The sequence below is a fragment of the Pseudoalteromonas sp. MM17-2 genome (assembly GCF_022347945.1).
Taxonomy (GTDB): Bacteria; Pseudomonadota; Gammaproteobacteria; order Enterobacterales; family Alteromonadaceae; genus Pseudoalteromonas; species Pseudoalteromonas ruthenica.
The window spans coordinates 118,382-138,215 of record NZ_JAKRFV010000004.1 but is presented as its reverse complement, the minus strand read 5'-3'; the positions used below and the strand labels follow the sequence as shown (position 1 = coordinate 138,215).

Genomic DNA, 19,834 nt, shown 5'->3' with positions numbered 1-19,834 from the left:
ATTAAGCTCCTGCTAAATCGTCGAGTATGTGGCCAGCACCTTGAAATGCCAAGGCGGCGATCGTCAATGTGGGGTTACCAGTACCAATGGTTGGAAACACACCGCTTCCCACCATATACAGGTTAGCATGGTCCCATGATTGTTGGCGGTGGTTAAGCACCGAGGTCGCTGGGTCATCACCCATGCGATAGGTGCCAACGATATGCCCTGCGCCATAAAACTTAAAATTATGTAAGGTGCCACTGTCATCCTGGTATTGGAATTTTGTCGCCGAGGCATCCTCGGCATTACTGAGGTTGGGCTCGCCGGGGTCTTGAGTATATTCGGTGGCGCCTAATTGGGTGAACAGCTCTGTGGTAATTTGTTTCGCCGAAACAAACGCCTTACGCTCGTAATCGGATGCCAAGCGGTAGGTGACCTTGGGTCTTGGCAAGCCAAGGTTGTCCTTCAGCGTCGAAGATAGCTCGACTCGGTTATTGGCATCGGGGAGTTGCTCAATTAGGTAACCTAAACGCAGTTGGCGAGTGTAAGCCTGATTCAAGGTATGCACCAGTTGTTGACCGAACAACTTACTATTCGCTGGTAAGTTATCATCTAAGCGTAGCTCTTGTCCTTGTTGATTCACCGAGTAGCCGTTCAACTGACTATTGTTCTGCCCAAATATGAAATCAGCGAGCGTCGTGCCGGGATCATTAGCAGCCCATTGCCAGCCCTCGTTACCAATCTCGATGCGATAAGCTGAGCGCTGTTTACGAAAGTCTCCATCGCGCAGCGATTCAATGCCACCTGTGGAAAGTGGACCGCGATACGGGTAAATAGGCTTCTCCGCTAGTCCCCAGCCTAAATACATAATGTGGTCCATGAGGTTGCGGCCCACCTGATCGCTGCTGTTAGCAACCCCGTTTTCGAAGCCAGGGTTTTTATTCGACATAAGCAGTAGTTTCGGAGTTTCAATAGCGTGCGCGGCAAGCACAAAGCGTTTGCCAGTGACCGAACCCTGACCTGTAGCAATGCCGTTAGCATGGGTATAGCTGATGTAATCAATGGCGCATACCTGTTGGGTCGTGCTATCGAGCTGGATATTGCTTGCTACATGTTGATAGCGGATCTCAACATTCCCGGTTTGCAGTGCTCGAGCCAAGGTCACGGTGGCATCATATTTAGCCTGAATAGGGCAAATGGGTATGCAGTTGGTGTTGCCGGCGCATTGGCGGCGCTCACCGGGGCGAGAGTTTCGTCCCTGTGGCGTTGGCGATACATAGACTTCATTGCCCTCATACTTCATGCCCAAGGTGGCATGCTCGTAGACTCTGTCTTGTAGGGCAGGGACGATCCCCGGCATGGGGAAGTCATAATCATTACCGTAGGTGCCGCTTGGGTCGACGCCAAACTGTTCATACAGGCGCTGCATCCGCTGTTTATCGCCAGCGACGTTTATCTCTTGGTCCGCTTTTTCATAAAACGGCACTAAGTCCTGATAAAACTGCTCACCACCGGGCCAATCAACTCCTTGGCCATACAAGGTTTTAAGCTCAAAATCTTGTGGTAGCAAGCGCAAGCAGGTACCTAACCAATGCCATGTGGTACCGCCACCGATGCGTTCGTAGGAGCTGGCAAAAGCAAACTTAGCATTTAAACTCGTGCCGCTGACATTGGCATCTTGCGGTGGATAATCAAAGTAACATTGTGTCGGTTTACGCCAAGCATCCACTTGTAATACCGTGTATCTTGGTGTGTTTTCGGTACTGGGATCGGGTAAGCCAAGAGGGTTGTTTGGGCTATTTGCCACTGCATTCTGTGTTGCCGGTGGATACGGGCTTTCGGGTGTTTTCGCGGCAGCTTTAAAAAAAGTATCCATATATTTGGAGCGATCAGCCGGCACTGCAGGCCCAGCCTCTAAAATAAGTACTTTTTTACCTGCTTTGCCAAGCTCGTAGGCAACAATGGCACCTGCGATTCCTGCGCCGACAATCACCACATCATATTCGGTTTTGCTATTCATCATGTTACTCCTTATTGCTCGCTGCTGTGGCCGGTAAAGTCACTTAATGTGGCGCTGGGTTTCTCCGCCCAATAGCCGTAACGTTCATTCGAATCGCCCATAGGGTGGGCTTGCATGACCTGCCACACTAGCCCTGCAGAGTAAGCTTTACTTGACACTATGGTGAAGTCGGTACGACTATTGTCCTTTGGGACACTGGGCCAGGCCCCCATATACCAAAGGTAAATCAGTTGCCGGCAGGCCATGGTGAAGTCAGCGCCGTTGCGCTCGCTGAGCATGGCCTCACCAATTTTTTGATCTGACAAGGGCGGTTGAACGCTTTTTAGGTCGCTGTAAGTGGCGAGAATTTTGCTGCTTAAGCCGTTACTTTGCTCATCAACCTTTTCTTGCCACAGCGGCAGGTACTCTGATTTGATATCAATAGGGTCGATTTGCGGCGCGAGTTTGCTCTCGGCAAAGCCTGTTAAAACGGCACTCAAGCCGATGAAATTATCCATTTTACTCATTACTTTTCTCCTTTGGCTTGTGCACGTTGTAGTAGGTAGGTGAAATCAGCAAAGCGGCCATTGGTCATGGCGGCATTGTTGTGACAGCCAATACAGCTTGGTGACGTTTGTTTAACCTCGCCTTGTATGTAAGTCTCCAAGGTGGTATTGGCAAGAAAGCTGGGGGCAGGGACGCCGGTTGGATCCGTTTTACTTTTAGCGTTTGTGGGCCACTGAGTGCTCACTAGCTCATAGTTCACCCAAACGCTTTTGGCAAAGGCGTGCTTAAGTTGGGCATGATAACTCTGGTTCAGCTTGTTGGTTGCCTCGTCAATTGCAATTACGCGTTCAACTTGCGAGGGTTGCGTATGGGGTGTGCTTGGGTCCCAAGGGCGTGGCGGCGGAGTATTCACCGCAGTGCAATCATCGCAGTTGGGCCGGTAGTAGTTGTAGCTCTGCTTAGTTGCCGGCTGGCCTTGCGTGGGCGCATTATTAATATGCTCGAAGGTAGACCAAATCCATTGTGGATTGCCTTCTACTTTTGTGGCGATATGAAAGCCAACTAAACCAACTCGCTGTAATTGGCACGCAGCCTGAACTCCCTGGTTTTCGTCGGGATTGTTATACACATAAGCATCTACGGTATAAAAACGGCTGCGATCATCGCCTGGGCCCATCACTTTCCAAGCGGCCTTTATCATAATTGCGCCGTCTTTATCCTTACTGTTATCGGTAGACGGGAAGTCAGCGTCGCCTTTGAATTTATGTTGCCCTTGCTGGTTATAGAGTTCGTTATCAACGATGTAATCGAACATCTTTTTATTGGTGAGAATTTCAAAGCGCGTGTACTGGCCATTTTGATCTATCAGTGGCCCGGTTTGAAACGGCTCACCGCTTTCATCAAGCACATTCGGAGTTTTACCCACTTGCGACAGCACTAAGGCATTATTAGGTGCATCGCACTGGGTTGGCGGCGGGTTGTGCTCTTTCCAGCTGGGCGGTTTGGCGCCGTTAGCTAAAAATATATCGCGACTCTCCTTATAGTGCTGCCATACCACAGCGTTGCCTTGTTGGCCTATGGTTTTGCTGGTATCCGGCAGACCGTCCGCGTTTGCAGGCCAATTCAGAGCAATAAAGGACTGCCAAGAGAATACATCAAAGTCATGCTGTAACGATTGCAACGTGACCGGCTCGGTGACGCTGATGTCTTTGGGTAAATGGGGGGTTAACTGTTGTGTGGGTGTTGTTTGCGCATGGCCGTTAGCAAACGTACTGAGTGCGCCAACAGTGGCAACAGCAATGAGGGGTAGCCTCATATTCAGCTCCTTGAATCAATAGGGTAATGACGGTTAACACGCACTTAGTGCCTGTTAGGTGTACTAACCAATGTAGATTCAAACGCTGGGACTTCACATTACAGTGGGTTACACCGCTAATTGATAATGGACAACGGGCCAGTCCCCCAGTGGATCATGGTGTACATACTGGCGCTGAAAGCGCATGCCTAGGCGCTTCATGACGGCGATGGAACCGATATTTTCGGCCATCGCAATGGCGCTGAAGTAACGTATTTCTGGTTGCTGTTCAGCAAGACCATGGAGCACCGCATGAGCCGCTTCAGTGGCGTAGCCTTGGCCCCATGCTGACTGTTTAAAGCGCCAACCGAGCTCAATATCGTGCCATTTGGGTGCGTCACTGAAAAAATCAAAAGGGCGCACGAGTATCCAGCCGAGATAGGCATCATCTGCGATACGGTTGACTTGCCAAATGCCCCAGCCCTTTGCAGGATTAAGGTAGGCGCGAAGGCGAGGTACAAACACTTCGTTGATGCTTGCTCTGGAGGTGGGCGTTCCGCCATTAATGTAGCGCATCACCTTGGGGTCTTGGTCTAGTTCGTACAATAGCTCGGCGTCGCTAAAATCCATAAGGCGAAAGCGTAGTCGCGCGCTATTGGTTAGGTTAACCATGTTCTTGCATCCTTAATTCGCTTACAATAAGCGGCTATCGTCGACCTGAGGTATGTGGTGACTAATTCTGTATTAAAACTTCGTGCGCAGCAAATTGCTGATGCTAAACGCGAATACAAAGCCCGAGGCAGTAAGCTCAGCCGTTGTGAACATTGCTTGTTAGCGCAGTCATTATGTATTTGTGCCGGGGTTGAAACGGTGCCTTGTGATGTGGCCGTGTGCTTGCTGATGTATCACAACGAGAGTTTTAAGCCCTCCAATACCGGCCGGCTCATAGCCGATATCGTGCCGCAGAACTTTGCTTTTCGCTGGGATAGAACCGATCCAGACCCTGCCTTATTAGCGCTATTAGAAGATAGTCGTTACCAGCCTTGGGTGGTGTTCCCGGAGCAAGGCGTTGAACCACAACGAGTCTGTACTGAAGTGCAGCGTATTGAGGGCAAAACGCCTTTGTTTATTTTCCTTGATGGCACTTGGCGTGAGGCGAAAAAAATGATGCGTAAATCTCCTTATTTAGATGATTTTCCGGTGTTATCTATTGCCCCTGAGCAGGTGTCGGACTATCGCTTACGTATTGCCCCACATGAGCATCAGCTAGGGACTGCTGAAGTGGCTATTATGGTGTTAGAGTTAGCTGAACAGCACCAAGCAGCAACCAAGCTCGCCGAGCATTTTATTGACTTTCGCAACGCTTATCTTAAAGGTAAACGTTCTAAGCTTTAGCCCCCACAGATATTCATTTAATGGCCTGATTTTGCTAGACTCGGTGTTCCTTTTTTAATCCACTAGGGATGCCAAGCTGCGCATGAATGCACGTCTATGTTTGCTGGCCTGTGCCGTGGCTCAAAGTTTGAGTCTCAGTGCACACGCTGATGAAAGTGATATTGAAAAGATCATTGTAACGGGTGACTTTAAAAGCGAATCAATCCAAGAGCTTAGCGCTAGCGCAAGCTTGTTCTCTGAGGCTGATATTGCCTCCCGCGAAGCCAAGTATTTAGATGAGCTACTTAACCAAGCTGCCAATGTGAATTTTACTGCCGGCGCGTCGCGCGGTAAGTTTGTGCAAATTCGTGGTATCGGCTTGCGTTCGCAGTTTGTTGACCCTGTTAATCCATCGGTCGGAGTGGTGATTGATGGTATTAATTACTCCGGTCTCGGCGGCGCTGCAATGCTGTTTGATGTTGACCAAGTAGAGATTTACCGAGGCCCACAAGGCACGCGCTTTGGCGCCGATGCGCTCGCGGGGATGATCCATATGGAAAGCGCTGAGCCAACCTTGGAGTCCAGTGTTAAGGTGAAGCTCGGTGCGGGTAACTACAATGCGTGGGATGCCGGTATTGCTGCAGGCACCGGATTTGGTGAAAAAAGCAGTGTGCGCGCGAGCTTCTATCAAAATAAGTCAGACGGCTATGTTGATAACCAGTACCTTGATAGCAACAGTCAAAATATTGATGAACAAGTCGCCCGCATAAAGCTGCACTCGCAAATTACTGAGCATTGGCGTACGGAGCTCGTTGCTCATTATATGGATATTGATAACGGCTATGATGCGTTCACCTTAGATAATTCCCGTATCAGTGTGGCCGATGAGCCAGGTAAAGATACTCAAGAGAGTGTTGCTGTGGGGCTGAGCAACATCTACAGCGGCTTTAACTTTGCCGATGTGCAATTTAACTTAACCGGTTTAGACGCTGACCTTTTATATAGTTACGATGAAGATTGGGTGTGTAATGACCCCGAGCAGCCAGCGTTGTGCTTAGAGGGCTTGCATCCTTACGCTTACAGCTCCACTGATAGTTATCAACGTGACCGTCAAGATTACACCGCAGAGCTACAACTTAGCGGCAAAGCGGGGAATTGGGTCTCTGGGCTATATTACCAATCTCGCGATGTTGACTTATTGCGTCAGTACACCTGGAATGCCGGTGATTTCACATCGACCTATGACAGTGAAAATATTGCCTTATATGGGCAAATAGAAACGCCTATCAGCGACAAAACGCGATTGGTCACGGGCCTTCGCGTAGAGCGCAATGAGGGCCAATACAGTGACTCAGCTGCGGTCGTCGAGAACGTGGACGACACCATGGTCGGTGCAAAAGTGGCGCTTGAATATCAAGTAGTGCCGAGAACGATGATTTATACCAGTATCAGCCGAGGCTACAAAGCCGGTGGTATCAATGCCGAAGCCATCGCCAAGGCCAATGACGAAGGGTTAAGCCAAGATGCTGACTTTTTCTTAAACCATCGCACTTTCGACCCAGAGTACTTGTGGAATGCTGAGTTCGGCGTGAAGGGCAGCTCAGCCGATAAGCGCCTTAATTTACGCATCACCGCGTTTTACATGTATCGCGATAATATCCAGCTTAAAGCCTGGAAAACCGAAGACCAGCAGTTCGCAGGCTACTTTGATAACGGCAACAGCGGCGAAAACTACGGCCTTGAAATTGAAGGCGAGTATGCTGTTTCTAAGCGTTTAACCTTAACGGGCAGTGTCGGTGCACTGGACAGTGAAATCGATGGTTTTGTTACCGCTGAGGGTGTTGATCAAAGTGACCGCGATCAAGCGCAAGCGCCCCATTATCAGTATGCATTGAATGCCCGTTTTGACATCACCGACGCGCTATTCGTGAATTTAGGGGTAGAAGGCAAAGACGAATACTATTACTCAAATAGCCATAATTCAAAGTCGCCGAGCTACAACCTTGTTAATGCCAGTGTTGGCTACCAAGCTGAATATTGGGGAGTGAACTTCTGGGTGCGCAATGCCCTAAATAAAGACTACTACAATCGCGGCTTTAAATTCGGCAATAACCCAGTGAATGGTTACATCGCGCAAACTTATGTGCAATATGCCGAGCCAAGAGTTGCCGGCGTCAGCTTTAACTATGGTTTTTAGAGAGTAATAAAAAACGCGAGCTTAGGCTCGCGTTTTTTCTATTACGCTTGATAGTTCAAGCGCCGGTCACGACATTACTTCAGTAATGACTCCGTTAATACCGGGCGAATTTCTTTTACAATAGCTTTCGCGAGTTTTGGTGAACCACAGATCACATTACCGCTTTTCTCGTGGTTAGCCCCGCCAGCAAAATCCATGACCAAACCACCGGCTTCTTTTACCAATAGTTGACCTGCAGCGGTATCCCAAGGCTTCAAACCAATCTCAAAGAAGCCATCAACACGGCCTGCCGCCACATACGCCATATCTAACGCGGCAGAGCCCGCGCGACGAATATCGGCAGTGTATACAAATAGCGATTTAAACGCTTCCATGTATGCATCCATGTGATGCTTTTGCTTAAATGGGAAGCCTGTGGCTAGCACTGTGCCAGAAAGCTCTTTAGCGTTACTAACACGAATACGCTTGCTGTTAAGTTGCGCGCCTTGACCTCGACTTGCAGTGAAAAGCTCACCACGGATAGGATCATAAACAACGGCCTGTTCGATACGGCCTTTTACCTTTAAGGCAATAGAGACGCAGAAGTGCGGGATATCTTTAATGAAGTTAGTGGTGCCATCGAGGGGATCGATCACCCAAAGGTAGTCAGCATCAGTGCCATTATGTTGGCCTAACTCTTCCCCTATAATACTGTGGTTAGGGTAAGATTTTAAGATGGTTTCGCGAATAACGGCTTCCGCCTCTTTATCAACGCTGGTTACAAAGTCGTTGCTGCCTTTTTGGCTGGCTTCTACTTTTGATAAATCTTCACAGGCGCGCAAAATCACCTTGCTTGCGTTTCGCGCAGCGCGAATCGCAATGTTTAACATCGGATGCATAGCATTACCTTTGGGTTGTAAAAGAACAATATTTCGAGCCGGCGTATTCTAGCGGTTTTTCAACTAAAGTAAATACGTGAGCAAAAATAACCTGGTTGTTTTTTGTGCAGTACTGTTTTGCTTAGAAAAATTTTTCAGCGGCTCTCTACCTAGGGTTATGATAAACTACGGCGTATCGTAATTTACTAAAGAATAAACACCGTACTATGGCACTTGAGAACATTCGCATCGTTTTGGTTAACACCTCGCATTCAGGTAATATTGGCTCGGCGGCTCGAGCAATGAAAACCATGGGTTTCAGTAACCTTTATCTTGTTGACCCGGCCTGTGAAATTGATAGTCATGCCAGCGCACTCGCAGCTGGAGCTACGGATGTTTTAGGGCAGGCTCAAGTGGTCGATACGCTAGAGCAAGCACTTGAAGGCTGTGTATTGGCCATAGGCACTAGCGCCCGTTCTCGCACTTTGAGCTGGCCGATGGTAGACCCTCGTCAATGCGGTGAAAAGCTTGTTAAAGAGGGCGAGAGCAGCCCTGTGGCATTGGTTTTTGGTCGTGAAAACAGCGGCCTAACCAATGAGGAGCTACAGCTATGTAATTTCCATGTGTGTATTCCGGCGAACCCAGATTACAGCTCATTGAACCTAGCCATGGCGGTACAAACTCTGTGTTATGAGACGCGCATGCAGTTTTTAGATACTCAAGAGCAAGCGGTCGAACAAGACGACAACGAGTACCCCACCAACGAACAAATGCAGCGCTTCTATGAACACTTGCAAAGTACCTTTAGCAACACCGGATTTATCATCAAACAGCACCCTGGTCAGGTGATGACAAAACTAAAACGTTTGTTTAACCGTGCCCGCCCAGAGCAACAAGAGCTCAATATTCTGCGCGGTATGCTGACTTCAGTAGATAAACAGCAAAACAACCAAGACTGATACTCAGAAACGTCACTAGAGCGCCACTATGAAGGGGCGCTCATGATCCCTCTATACACTGCAGGTTAATACTTGACTATTTTACTCAGGTAATTACAATGGCAGTCAATACCCGAGTATTTTACTCAAGTACTTCCAGTAAATACTTGACTCTAATACTCAGGTAATTAAAATTCACACTCTTGAAGAGTATGGGGGCGATATGAAGTTAACATCCAAAGGCAGATATGCGGTTACCGCGATGCTCGATGTTGCGCTGCACACCGATGCAGGGCCCGTTCCCCTTGCCGATATTTCACAGCGGCAGGAAATCTCATTATCTTATCTTGAACAATTATTCGCTCGCCTACGTAAGCAAGGGTTAGTGACCTCAGTGCGTGGTCCAGGCGGCGGTTATTTACTAGGTAAAGAAGCCGGTGCTATTTCGGTCGGCGATGTTATCAGTGCGGTTAATGAGTCGGTGGACGCCACTCGTTGTCATGGCGCTGATGGTGGGTGTCAAAGCGGCATGCGCTGTTTGACCCACACTTTGTGGTCTGACTTAAGTCAGCGCATAGAAGAGTTTTTACATGGTATTAGTTTATCTGAGTTGGTCAGCAAGTCCGACATTAAAGAAGTGGCCGATCGCCAAGATAAACAGCTTAATGATGCCATTAGCAAGTTAGAAAATATTCAAGTCAGCTGTCAACTGTAAGCAACTAGGTTGCCGTAAGCGGAGAAAGTAATGAAGTTACCGATTTATTTAGATTATGCAGCAACAACGCCGGTGGACCCGCGCGTTGCCGAAGAAATGATGCAATGCCTGACAATGGAAGGTAATTTTGGTAACCCCGCATCGCGTTCACACCGCTTCGGTTGGCAAGCGGAAGAAGCGGTCGATCAGGCGCGTCACGACATTGCCGATTTAATCAACGCCGATGCCCGTGAAATTGTATTTACTTCAGGTGCGACTGAATCGAATAACTTAGCTATTAAAGGCGCCGCTAACTTTTATAAGAAAAAAGGTAAGCACGTGATTACCGTGCGTACCGAGCACAAAGCGGTGATCGATACCTGTCGTGAGCTTGAGCGTCAGGGCTTTGAAGTGACGTATATGGACGTTGAAGAAAACGGCCTACTTGATTTGAAAAAGCTAGAAGCAGCAATGCGTGACGACACCATTTTGGTGAGCGTGATGCACGTAAATAACGAACTTGGTGTCATTCAAGACATCGCCACCATCGGTGAGATGTGTCGCGAACGTAAAATTATGTTCCATGTCGATGCCGCTCAAAGCGCCGGTAAGGTGAAAATTGACTTACAAGAATTGAAAGTCGACTTCATGTCATTTTCTGGCCACAAAGTATATGGCCCTAAAGGCATTGGTGCGTTATATGTACGCCGTAAGCCACGTGCGCGTTTAGAAGCACAAATGCACGGTGGTGGTCATGAGCGTGGTATGCGCTCGGGCACGCTGGCAACGCATCAAATCGTTGGCATGGGCGCGGCATTCCGCTATGCCAAACAGGATTTTGATAAAGACCATGCACACATCAGTGCCCTACGTCAGCGTTTAATTGACGGCATTATGAACGACATGGACGAAGTGTATTTTAATGGTGCACCGGAGCAATCGGTTCCTGGTATTACCAACATTAGCTTCAACTTTGTTGAGGGTGAGTCGCTGTTAATGGCAGTGAAAGACATTGCCGTATCTTCTGGCTCAGCCTGTACATCAGCAAGCTTGGAGCCGTCTTACGTGCTGCGTGCACTAGGTCGTAACGATGAGCTAGCACACAGCTCGATTCGCTTCAGTATTGGTCGTTTCACCACTGAAGAGGAAATCGATTACACCGTAAAACTTATTAAAGAGTCCATTGGCCGCTTGCGTGAAATGTCTCCGTTGTGGGAGATGCACCAAGAAGGGATTGATTTAGAATCGGTTGAATGGGCACATCATTAAGCCTTGGCGAATGACAAGGTAGCGAGGTAAAAGTTATGGCATACAGTGATAAAGTAATTGATCATGTTGAAAACCCACGTAACGTGGGCGTTCTAGACAAAAACGATCCCAGCGTTGCAACCGGTATGGTCGGCGCACCTGCGTGTGGCGACGTTATGAAGCTGCAAATCAAGGTATCTGATACAGGTGTCATCGAAGACGCTAAGTTCAAAACCTATGGCTGTGGTAGTGCAATCGCATCATCATCGCTGGTCACCGAATGGGTGAAAGGCAAAACTTTAGATGAAGCGGCAACTATCAAAAATACCGACATCAGTGCAGAGCTAGAGTTACCACCAGTGAAAATTCACTGTTCAATCCTAGCGGAAGATGCAATCCAAGCAGCAATCAAAGATTACAAGAGCAAGCAAGACAAATAAGGCGGCAGTGTATGGCAATCACCTTAACAGACTCAGCAGCAGACCGAGTTAAATCCTTCCTCGCAAACCGTGGCAAGGGCATAGGTTTGCGCGTGGGGATCAAAACCACCGGCTGTTCGGGGCTTGCCTATGTGCTAGAGTTTGTCGACGAGCTCAGCGAAGGAGATGAAACCTTCGAGGACAAGGGCGTAACCCTGATCATTGATGCAAAAAGCCTGGTGTATATTGATGGCACTGAATTGGACTTCACCAAAGAAGGGTTGAATGAAGGGTTTAAGTTTAATAACCCGAACCAAAGTGGTGAATGTGGCTGCGGCGAGAGCTTCACTGTTTAATAACCAGCAGTGAGTACGCCGAAGCGGTGTGCATCGCACGTTTTTAAGCCCTACCCAATGTAGGGCTTTTCATTATAGGGTTTAACCAATGCGTTATTTTGAACTATTTTCTATTCCAGTCAGCTTTACGGTTGATTTAACCTTAATTAATGAGCGCTATTTAGAATTGCAACGTGCTGCTCACCCAGACAGACACAGTGGTGGCAGTGAGCGAGATAAACTCGTCGCCGTGCAAAAAACAGCGGAAATCAATGATGCGTTGCAAACGCTTAAGCACCCAGTAAAGCGCGCAGAGTATATGCTGGCTGAGCTTGGGGTGGACCTACGCGGTGAACAACAGACGCTGCAAGACCCTGAATTCTTAATGCAGCAAATGGAGCTCCGTGAAGAGCTTGAAGAATTGCAATCAGCCAGCGATCCGGATGCGGCCATCGCTGAGTTTGAAAAGCACATTGCTGCCTTAGATAAGCAATACAGCAATGAACTCGCGACGCTGTTAGCGAGCGACGATTCAGCACAATGGCACAAGGCTGCAGATGACGTGCGCAAACTGAAGTTTGTCTACAAGTTACGAGACGAACTAGAACGCATTGAAGATGAGTTATTTGATTAGCGCATTAAACGAAAAGGTTTTTTAGATTACATGGCATTATTGCAAATCGCTGAGCCGGGGCAAAGCGCGGCACCACATGAACACAAACTCGCTGTGGGAATTGATTTAGGCACCACCAACTCGCTTGTTGCCACGGTGCAAAGCGGTGAGGCAAAAACCTTAGCTAATGAGCAAGGTGAGGCTATTTTACCCTCTGTTGTGCGTTATTTAGAGCAAGACGTGGTCGTCGGCACTGACGCGCAGCAGCACGCTGCAGATGACCCTCATAATACGCTGATCTCGGTTAAGCGCTTTTTAGGTAAAACCCAAGCGGAAATCGAAGCCAGTTACGGCCAGCTGCCGTATCAGTTCACTGATACCAATAACAGCCTGCATATTCACACTCGTCAAGGCGATATCAGCCCTGTACAAGCTTCCAGTGAGATTCTCAAGGCATTACGAAACCGCGCCGAGCAAAGCTTCGGCGGTGAGGATATCACCGGGGCGGTGATCACCGTGCCTGCCTATTTTGATGATGCCCAGCGCCAAAGCACCAAAGATGCGGCCCAATTAGCAGGGCTAAAAGTGTTGCGCTTACTGAATGAACCAACCGCAGCGGCGGTGGCATACGGTTTAGATTCGGGCCAAGAAGGGGTGATTGCCGTTTATGATCTCGGTGGCGGTACCTTCGATATCTCTATTTTGCGCTTAAACAAAGGCGTGTTTGAAGTGCTGGCAACCGGTGGCGACTCCGCTCTGGGCGGCGATGACTTTGATTCTTTGCTAGTGGATTACTTTAAGCAGCAAACCGGCGTTACGCAATTAACGGCCAATACCTTACGGTTATTTATCAATAAAGCCAAAGCCTGTAAGGAAGCACTGACAAGCTATGGCAAAGTGAATGTGGTATTGGAATTTGATGGTCAATCTTACACCGTTACCGTGACCCGTGAACAGTTTGCCGAGCTGGCACAGCCGCTGGTTAAGAAAACCTTACGCAGCTGTCGCCGGGCGTTAAAAGATGCCCAGATCAGCAACGAAGAAGTGCTCGAAGTGGTGATGGTCGGTGGCTCGACTCGAATGCCAATAGTACGTGAGCAAGTGGCCGAGTTTTTTGCCAAACAGCCATTAACCAGCATTGACCCAGATCGTGTTGTTGCCGTCGGCGCTGCGATTCAAGCCGATATTTTAGTCGGTAATAAGCCTGACTCTGATATGTTATTGCTTGATGTGTTGCCGCTGTCTTTAGGATTAGAAACCATGGGTGGCTTGGTGGAGAAAATCATTCCCCGCAATACCACAATTCCGGTTGCACGGGCGCAAGAGTTCACCACTTTTAAAGATGGGCAAACAGCCATGTCGTTGCATGTTTTGCAGGGCGAGCGAGAGTTGGTTGACGATTGTCGTTCTCTGGCGAAATTTAGCTTAAAAGGGATCCCGCCAATGGCCGCCGGTGCAGCGCATATTCGGGTTACCTTTAATGTTGATGCTGATGGCTTACTCAGTGTGACGGCGATGGAAAAATCCACCGGTGTGCAAGCAGAGATTCAGGTAAAACCTTCTTATGGTCTATCTGATGATCAGGTTGCCGAGATGCTTACATCGTCAATGAGCAACGCTAAAGAGGACATGCAAGCGCGTATGCTTAAAGAGCAGCAAGTAGAGGCGCTTCGGGTTGTTGAGGCACTAGAAGCTTCATTGGCAACCGACAGTCACTTGCTTGATGAGCAAGAGTTGAATGCGCTGCGAGCAGCCATGGCGGAGCTCACGGAAGTTAGCAGTCAGGCCGATGAGCCACAGCAAATTAAACAAGCAATTGAGAAAGTTGATGCGGCCAGCAGCGAGTTTGCTGCGCGTCGTATGGATGCATCCATTAAAAAGGCTCTTACGGGCCAGTCAGTAGACGAGGTATAAGCAATGCCACAAATTATCTTTTTACCCCATGATGAATTGTGCCCCGATGGCGCGGCTTTAGAGGCAAAAGAGGGCGAAACAGTCCTTGATGTGGCACTGAAAAATGGCATCAGTATTCCCCATGCTTGCGAAAAATCTTGTGCCTGCACTACCTGTCACGTGGTGATCCGCGAAGGGTTTGATTCTTTAGAAGAAAGTGATGAGCTTGAAGATGACATGCTTGATAAAGCCTGGGGACTTGAGGCCGAATCACGCCTTGGGTGTCAAGCCAAAATTCATGACGAAGACTTAGTGGTTGAAATTCCCAAATACAACCTCAACATCGTTAATGAAGAGCATTAATTTGGTTCGAACTTAATTTATGCAAAAAGCCGCTGTAATTTATCTTCAGCGGCTTTTTTGTTTTGGAGGTGCGTTATGGATTCAGCTTGGATATTTCAACACTCATTTATTGATGGGCAATGGCTAAAAGGAGAGGGGGAGTTTGCCGTAACTAACCCCGCCGATGGGAGCGAGATAGTGCGTGCCTCAAGGGTGAGCCCTTCTCAGGTAAAGCAGGCAATAACGAGTGCACAACGTGCTTTTAAAGATCTCAAAACAACCACTGCTGAGCAGCGCAGCGAAGTACTCTACCGTTGGTATGAGTTGATTATGAAGCATCAACACAGCCTTGCTGAGCTGATGACGCTGGAGCAGGGTAAGCCGTTAGCCGAATCGCAAGGTGAGGTTGCGTATGGTGCCGGGTTTGTAAAATGGTTTGCTGAACAAGCCAAACGTAGCTACGGTGAAATTATTCCAGCTAGCAAGCCTGAGCATCGTATTAGTGTCATTAAGCAAGGCGTTGGTGTAGTTGCTGGCATTACCCCGTGGAACTTTCCCATTGCCATGATCACTCGTAAGGTTGCACCTGCTTATGCGGCGGGCTGTAGCTTTGTGCTTAAGCCCTCAGAACACACACCATTGTGTGCCTTAGCTCTGGCTCACTTGGCGCACCAAGCGGGTTTCACCCAGGGCGCCTTTAATGTTCTGCTTAGTGATGATGCTAAAGCGGTAGGAGAGCAACTCACCACCAGTGAAGTGGTACGTAAATTCACCTTTACTGGCTCAACCCAGGTCGGCAGCCAGCTGCTAAAACAATGCGCGAGTACCATTAAGCGCACTTCTATGGAGCTGGGGGGCAACGCACCTTTACTGGTGTTCGCCAGTGCCGACTTAGATAAGGCGGCTGATGGTATCATTGCCAGTAAGTTTCGCAATGCTGGGCAGACCTGCGTGTGCGTTAACCGGGTTTTAGCTGACGAGCGCATTGCCGACAAGTTACTTGCCAAGTTACAGCAGCGAGTGGCCAAATTAAAGGTGGGGCCAGGCACCGAAGAGGGCGTTGATATAGGCCCGCTTATTTACCCACAAGCCAAAACTAACGTGAATGAGCTTATCGACTCGGCACTGCAAGAAGGCGCGACCTTAGTGGGCGAGCGCCAAAGCCTTGAAGGAAATTTTGTGGCGCCAGTGTTATTGAGTAATGTGACCAGTGAGATGCGTATCAGTCGTGAGGAAATTTTTGGCCCAGTGCTCACGGTTGCCACTTTTAAAGATGAGCAACAGGCACTGCAGCAGGCCAATGACACTCCCTATGGCTTAGCTGCGTATTTTTACAGTCAAGATGTAGCCCAGATACACCGGGTCGCAGAGACGCTTGAATATGGCATGGTAGGTATCAATGAAGGACTCATTTCTAATCCAGTGGCACCCTTTGGCGGGGTGAAACAGTCTGGCCTTGGCCGTGAAGGGGGACACCAAGGGTTAGAAGAGTACCTCGAAGAGAAGTATTTGTGTCTCAACCTTGATTAACAGCTTAAGTGGGGGCGCGTGCAAACGCGTCTCATCTGGATTCCCTCCCAACTATTTGCTCAACTCCCTCAGTTATCTGTACACTCTACCTTTTGTCGTAGTAATTGGACGAATATGAGTGCAGCAACGCTAAGTTTAGTTATTCTTGCTGGCGGCTTAGGTAGTCGTTTTGGTGGCGCCAAGCAGGTGGCGGTATTGCCGGGTTTGCAAAAGACCATAATGCAATTGAGTATTGAAGACGCTTATCAGGCGGGAGTGCGCCATGTGGTATTGGTCATAAATCAACAAGTGCGGGCGACGCTGTGCGAGCATATATTACCGCAATTACCAAAGGACATGAGTGTTGACTTGGTCGAGCAACATATCAGTGATGTACCAGCGGCTTATGCTCACTTAGTACATGAGCGCAACAAGCCTTGGGGGACTGGCCATGCTTTGCTATGTGCGAGAGACAAGGTGAGGGATAAAGCCATCGTGATCACCGCCGATGACTATTATGGTAAGCACGCCTATCAGCAAATGGTGGCACACTTTGAGCACAGTGAGCACTGGGCCTGTGTTGCTTACCCGGTGGCGAGTACCTGTAGTGAGCAGGGCGGCGTGAATCGGGGGATCTGTCAGCTTAACAGCCATAATCAACTTCAACGTGTTGATGAAGTGCTTAATATTCAAAACGTTGATGACGAGCTTGTCGGCTATAATGATAAGGATGAAAGGTTACAAATTGATTCAGGAACGCTCGCGTCAATGACCTTTTGGGGTGTAGGGCGAGCATTATTTTATGTGTTAGCGGATAATTTCGAGCGCTTTTTGGCGCGCACTGACAACGGTGTCAAAAAAGAGTATTATCTTCCCGATCAAATACAATATTGCATTGACCATCATTTGGCGACCGTTGATGTTTACCCTGCCACACAGCCCTGGCTCGGCATGACTTATAAAGATGAACTCGCTGTAATCGCAAAAAAAATAAAACAGCTCAAGGGATTAAGCAATGAGCGAAGCGGCACTCAAGATTGAACCTATGAATACAGACTCTCATGCGCAATTATTGGCGCACCAGTTCGGCTTTGAGCCGACCCAGCTTAGTTTAAATCCCATTGGCAATGGTCACATTAATACCACCATGTTATTGAAACATGCTCACGGCGCGGTCGTGGTACAGCGCCTCAATACCGATGTGTTTCCTAAGCCTGATAAGCTGGTCGCGAATGCCCGTAAAATCGAACAGCACTTACTTAAAAAGCATCATAAACAACAATACCAGCTTGATATTATTAAACATGTAGCCACTACAGATCAGCGCTACCTACTCGATATCAACGGTGAGAAATGGCGTGCATTGGAGTTTATCGGTGGTAGTTACAGCGAGGAAGTGGTGCGCTCACCAAGCCAAGCGAAGGTCGCGGCGAATGCGTTCGGTCAATTTGCCGCAGCGCTTGAGGATTTCGACGCCGAGCAGCTTTATCCGGTGATTCAGGACTTTCATAACTTAGCAATGCGCTTGGACATGCTCGAGCAAGCGGTGCAAGCGGATAGCCAAGGGCGTGTAGCCAAGGTGAGTGAGCAATTAGCCTTTTGCCAACAGCAAACTCATCTTGTGCACCAATTGGCAGAACTTGTGACCTGTGTTCCAGTGCGCCCATGTCATAACGACACCAAGATAAATAACATGCTCTTTAGCAACAAAACCGATCAGGCCAAGGCGGTCATTGACCTTGATACCTGTATGCCAGGTTATTGGTTATTTGATTTCGGTGATATGGTCCGTACCTTTTGCTCGCCTGAACCCGAAGACAGTACCGAGCTTAGTAACGTGCGAGTGCGTAAAGATATATTTGCCGCTATTGTTGAGGGTTATATTGAGCCATTAAAAGGGCTGATCACGGTACAGGAAAAGCGCAGTTTTTGGCTCGGTGCGCAAGTGATGCCATTTATGATTGGTGTACGCTTTTTAACTGATTATATTAATGGCGATAAGTACTTTGCCACTAAGTACCCCGAGCATAATTTGGACAGAGCAAACAACCAGTTTGCCTTGTACCGCGATCTCATCAATAACACTGACACACTAAAACCACTGATCGATCACGCTTAGCTTACAGGCCGTCGCCGGATTACTTCACCTGGCGACAGCTCCAACCAGCGCGTTATTCATCCTGTTCCTTTTGCCTAGCCAATCGCTTTGCGATAGCGTGCTAGTGACGCATTTACCAAGGAATAGATTATGAAGCAGTTTAATCGACGCGATTTCATTAAGGCCGCAGGCGCGGGTGCCGCTGGGGCGGCAACCGCCTCTTTGGCTGGCTGTGCCAGTTCACAACAAGCAGTGACGCCTGCACGCCAAGGCAGCTCAGTGATCGGTTTGGTGGCACCTAAAATGGAGGTTGTTCGGGTCGGCTTTATCGGCGTTGGTCAACGAGGCTACGGCCATGTAAAGCGCATGAGTGCCATTGCAGGCACCGAAATCAAAGCTATCTGCGATACCCACCAAGAAGTGCTGGAGCGCAGCGTTGAGTTCGTTGTTAATAACGGTCAACCCAAGCCCACTGCCTACGGCGATAGTGACTATGCTTATCGCGATATGCTCGCACGTGATGACATTGATATTGTTATTATTTCCACGCCCTGGCAATGGCATGCGCCGATGGCTATCGATACCATGACAAGCGGCAAGCACGCGTTTGTTGAAGTGCCACTGGCGTTGACTGTAGAAGAAATGTGGGAGCTGGTGGATACCGCTGAGCGCACGCAAATGAACTGTATGATGATGGAAAACGTCAATTACGGTCGCGATGAGCTTATGGTGTTAAATATGGTGCGCCAGGGCGTATTTGGTGAGTTACTCCATGGTGAAGCTGCGTACATTCATGAGCTGCGTTGGCAAATGAAAGAGATCACCCATAAGACCGGCTCTTGGCGTACAGCATGGCACACCAAACGTAATGGTAACTTGTATCCAACACATGGTTTAGGTCCGGTGTCGCAATACATGAATATCAATCGTGGCGATCGTTTCGATTACCTCACCTCCATGAGTTCCCCAGCATTAGGACGTGCTGCGTATGCACAGCGCGAATTTCCCCCCGAACACTCGCGTAATCAAATGGAATTCATAGCTGGCGATATGAATACCACGCTGATAAAAACCGTTAAAGGGCGCAGTATTATGGTTCAGCACGATACCACCACTCCTCGCCCTTATAGTCGTCATAATCTTATCCAAGGAACCAACGGCGTGTTTGCCGGCTTCCCTAATCGCATCGCGCTGGAGCAAGGAGGCGACAAAAGCTTCCATGAGTGGGAATACGACATGCAGCCATGGTATGACAAATACGATCATCCCTTATGGCAAAAAATGGGTGCACAAGCAGAGCATAATGGTGGCCATGGTGGTATGGATTTCTTGATGTTTTGGCGCATGATCTACTGTCTGCGCAATGGTGAGCCATTGGATCAAGATGTATACGATGGCGCCGCTTGGTCAGTGATCTCTCCCTTGTCTACGCAGTCGGTGGCTAGTCGCAGTGAGTCCTTGAGTATTCCTGACTTTACTCGTGGTGCCTGGAAAAGCGCCACACCATTGGGGATTGTGGGCGCTTAACCCCTCTT

The 19,834-nt window shown here is 48.7% G+C and carries 19 protein-coding genes; 14 read left to right on the top strand and 5 right to left on the bottom strand.

Annotated elements, in window-relative coordinates; genetic code table 11:
* Position 1: 1 nt before the first annotated feature.
* From MHM93_RS05350 to MHM93_RS05335, 4 genes are all read right to left on the bottom strand, one after another.
* Positions 2–2,005 (bottom strand): GMC family oxidoreductase, encoded by a 2,004-nt coding sequence (locus MHM93_RS05350; RefSeq protein ID WP_239448287.1) that lies wholly within the window; start codon positions 2,003–2,005, stop codon positions 2–4.
* Positions 2,006–2,013: 8 nt separating this feature from the next.
* Entirely contained in the window at positions 2,014–2,508 is a 495-nt protein-coding gene (locus MHM93_RS05345) for a hypothetical protein (protein WP_045980583.1), read from the bottom strand.
* Positions 2,508–3,803 (bottom strand): hypothetical protein, encoded by a 1,296-nt coding sequence (locus MHM93_RS05340; protein WP_239448286.1) that lies wholly within the window; start codon positions 3,801–3,803, stop codon positions 2,508–2,510. Before MHM93_RS05340 ends, MHM93_RS05345 begins: the two co-directional genes overlap by 1 nt.
* Before the next feature lie 108 nt (positions 3,804–3,911).
* Complete coding sequence (locus MHM93_RS05335; RefSeq protein WP_239448285.1) at positions 3,912–4,454, bottom strand: GNAT family N-acetyltransferase; 543 nt, start codon at positions 4,452–4,454, stop codon at positions 3,912–3,914.
* Positions 4,455–4,511: 57 nt separating this feature from the next.
* Between MHM93_RS05335 and MHM93_RS05330 the strand changes: the two genes are divergently transcribed.
* Entirely contained in the window at positions 4,512–5,177 is a 666-nt protein-coding gene (locus MHM93_RS05330) for a tRNA-uridine aminocarboxypropyltransferase (RefSeq protein ID WP_343224151.1), read from the top strand.
* Positions 5,178–5,259: 82 nt separating this feature from the next.
* Positions 5,260–7,353: a TonB-dependent receptor gene (locus MHM93_RS05325; RefSeq protein ID WP_239448283.1), complete on the top strand. Its 2,094-nt coding sequence runs from the start codon at positions 5,260–5,262 to the stop codon at positions 7,351–7,353.
* Positions 7,354–7,427: 74 nt separating this feature from the next.
* Here MHM93_RS05325 and suhB read toward each other — a convergent pair whose 3' ends face one another.
* Positions 7,428–8,231, bottom strand: coding sequence for an inositol-1-monophosphatase (gene suhB / locus MHM93_RS05320; RefSeq protein ID WP_022945497.1), 804 nt, complete (start codon positions 8,229–8,231; stop codon positions 7,428–7,430).
* A gap of 206 nt (positions 8,232–8,437) precedes the next feature.
* Here suhB and trmJ point away from each other — a divergent pair, with 206 nt between their 5' ends.
* The 12 genes from trmJ (at position 8,438) to MHM93_RS05260 (ending at position 19,826) form a co-directional block, all read left to right on the top strand.
* The gene (gene trmJ, locus MHM93_RS05315; protein ID WP_022945496.1) at positions 8,438–9,169 is read left to right on the top strand and encodes a tRNA (cytosine(32)/uridine(32)-2'-O)-methyltransferase TrmJ; all 732 of its coding nucleotides are present in this window, start codon (positions 8,438–8,440) and stop codon (positions 9,167–9,169) included.
* A 202-nt stretch (positions 9,170–9,371) separates the two neighbouring features.
* Positions 9,372–9,863 carry a Fe-S cluster assembly transcriptional regulator IscR gene (iscR, locus tag MHM93_RS05310; protein ID WP_022945495.1) on the top strand — a complete coding sequence of 164 codons (492 nt, stop codon included), beginning with the start codon at positions 9,372–9,374 and terminating at the stop codon, positions 9,861–9,863.
* 30 nt (positions 9,864–9,893) lie between these two features.
* The gene (locus MHM93_RS05305; RefSeq protein ID WP_045980587.1) at positions 9,894–11,111 is read left to right on the top strand and encodes an IscS subfamily cysteine desulfurase; all 1,218 of its coding nucleotides are present in this window, start codon (positions 9,894–9,896) and stop codon (positions 11,109–11,111) included.
* Between the two features lie 35 nt (positions 11,112–11,146).
* Positions 11,147–11,530, top strand: a complete 384-nt coding sequence (iscU, locus tag MHM93_RS05300; RefSeq protein WP_022943774.1) for a Fe-S cluster assembly scaffold IscU — start codon at positions 11,147–11,149, stop codon at positions 11,528–11,530.
* Between the two features lie 11 nt (positions 11,531–11,541).
* The gene (iscA, locus tag MHM93_RS05295) at positions 11,542–11,865 is read left to right on the top strand and encodes an iron-sulfur cluster assembly protein IscA (protein ID WP_239448282.1); all 324 of its coding nucleotides are present in this window, start codon (positions 11,542–11,544) and stop codon (positions 11,863–11,865) included.
* Positions 11,866–11,953: 88 nt separating this feature from the next.
* Positions 11,954–12,478, top strand: a complete 525-nt coding sequence (gene hscB / locus MHM93_RS05290; protein ID WP_022943776.1) for a co-chaperone HscB — start codon at positions 11,954–11,956, stop codon at positions 12,476–12,478.
* 30 nt (positions 12,479–12,508) lie between these two features.
* Positions 12,509–14,371 (top strand): Fe-S protein assembly chaperone HscA, encoded by a 1,863-nt coding sequence (gene hscA / locus MHM93_RS05285; protein ID WP_239448281.1) that lies wholly within the window; start codon positions 12,509–12,511, stop codon positions 14,369–14,371.
* Positions 14,372–14,374: 3 nt separating this feature from the next.
* A complete protein-coding gene (gene fdx, locus MHM93_RS05280; RefSeq protein ID WP_022943778.1) occupies positions 14,375–14,713 on the top strand; it encodes an ISC system 2Fe-2S type ferredoxin in 339 nt (112 codons plus the stop codon).
* 75 nt (positions 14,714–14,788) lie between these two features.
* Complete coding sequence (locus MHM93_RS05275) at positions 14,789–16,222, top strand: NAD-dependent succinate-semialdehyde dehydrogenase (RefSeq protein WP_239448280.1); 1,434 nt, start codon at positions 14,789–14,791, stop codon at positions 16,220–16,222.
* Positions 16,223–16,336: 114 nt separating this feature from the next.
* On the top strand, positions 16,337–17,242 hold the full coding sequence (locus MHM93_RS05270) for a sugar phosphate nucleotidyltransferase (RefSeq protein ID WP_239448279.1): 906 nt from the start codon (positions 16,337–16,339) through the stop codon (positions 17,240–17,242).
* Positions 17,243–17,246: 4 nt separating this feature from the next.
* A complete protein-coding gene (locus MHM93_RS05265; protein WP_239448353.1) occupies positions 17,247–18,320 on the top strand; it encodes an aminoglycoside phosphotransferase family protein in 1,074 nt (357 codons plus the stop codon).
* 129 nt (positions 18,321–18,449) lie between these two features.
* Positions 18,450–19,826 carry a Gfo/Idh/MocA family oxidoreductase gene (locus tag MHM93_RS05260; protein WP_239448278.1) on the top strand — a complete coding sequence of 459 codons (1,377 nt, stop codon included), beginning with the start codon at positions 18,450–18,452 and terminating at the stop codon, positions 19,824–19,826.
* Positions 19,827–19,834 lie beyond the last annotated feature (8 nt).

Bases quoted from the DNA above. Each gene is read 5' to 3' on its own strand.
- MHM93_RS05350 (WP_239448287.1), bottom strand. From the start codon at position 2,005: ATGATGAATAGCAAAACCGAATATGATGTGGTGATTGTCGGCGCAGGA.
- MHM93_RS05345 (WP_045980583.1), bottom strand. From the start codon at position 2,508: ATGAGTAAAATGGATAATTTCATCGGCTTGAGTGCCGTTTTAACAGGC.
- MHM93_RS05340 (WP_239448286.1), bottom strand. From the start codon at position 3,803: ATGAGGCTACCCCTCATTGCTGTTGCCACTGTTGGCGCACTCAGTACG.
- MHM93_RS05335 (WP_239448285.1), bottom strand. From the start codon at position 4,454: ATGGTTAACCTAACCAATAGCGCGCGACTACGCTTTCGCCTTATGGAT.
- MHM93_RS05325 (WP_239448283.1), top strand. From the start codon at position 5,260: ATGAATGCACGTCTATGTTTGCTGGCCTGTGCCGTGGCTCAAAGTTTG.
- suhB (WP_022945497.1), bottom strand. From the start codon at position 8,231: ATGCATCCGATGTTAAACATTGCGATTCGCGCTGCGCGAAACGCAAGC.
- trmJ (WP_022945496.1), top strand. From the start codon at position 8,438: ATGGCACTTGAGAACATTCGCATCGTTTTGGTTAACACCTCGCATTCA.
- iscR (WP_022945495.1), top strand. From the start codon at position 9,372: ATGAAGTTAACATCCAAAGGCAGATATGCGGTTACCGCGATGCTCGAT.
- MHM93_RS05305 (WP_045980587.1), top strand. From the start codon at position 9,894: ATGAAGTTACCGATTTATTTAGATTATGCAGCAACAACGCCGGTGGAC.
- iscU (WP_022943774.1), top strand. From the start codon at position 11,147: ATGGCATACAGTGATAAAGTAATTGATCATGTTGAAAACCCACGTAAC.
- iscA (WP_239448282.1), top strand. From the start codon at position 11,542: ATGGCAATCACCTTAACAGACTCAGCAGCAGACCGAGTTAAATCCTTC.
- hscB (WP_022943776.1), top strand. From the start codon at position 11,954: ATGCGTTATTTTGAACTATTTTCTATTCCAGTCAGCTTTACGGTTGAT.
- hscA (WP_239448281.1), top strand. From the start codon at position 12,509: ATGGCATTATTGCAAATCGCTGAGCCGGGGCAAAGCGCGGCACCACAT.
- fdx (WP_022943778.1), top strand. From the start codon at position 14,375: ATGCCACAAATTATCTTTTTACCCCATGATGAATTGTGCCCCGATGGC.
- MHM93_RS05275 (WP_239448280.1), top strand. From the start codon at position 14,789: ATGGATTCAGCTTGGATATTTCAACACTCATTTATTGATGGGCAATGG.
- MHM93_RS05270 (WP_239448279.1), top strand. From the start codon at position 16,337: ATGAGTGCAGCAACGCTAAGTTTAGTTATTCTTGCTGGCGGCTTAGGT.
- MHM93_RS05265 (WP_239448353.1), top strand. From the start codon at position 17,247: ATGAATACAGACTCTCATGCGCAATTATTGGCGCACCAGTTCGGCTTT.
- MHM93_RS05260 (WP_239448278.1), top strand. From the start codon at position 18,450: ATGAAGCAGTTTAATCGACGCGATTTCATTAAGGCCGCAGGCGCGGGT.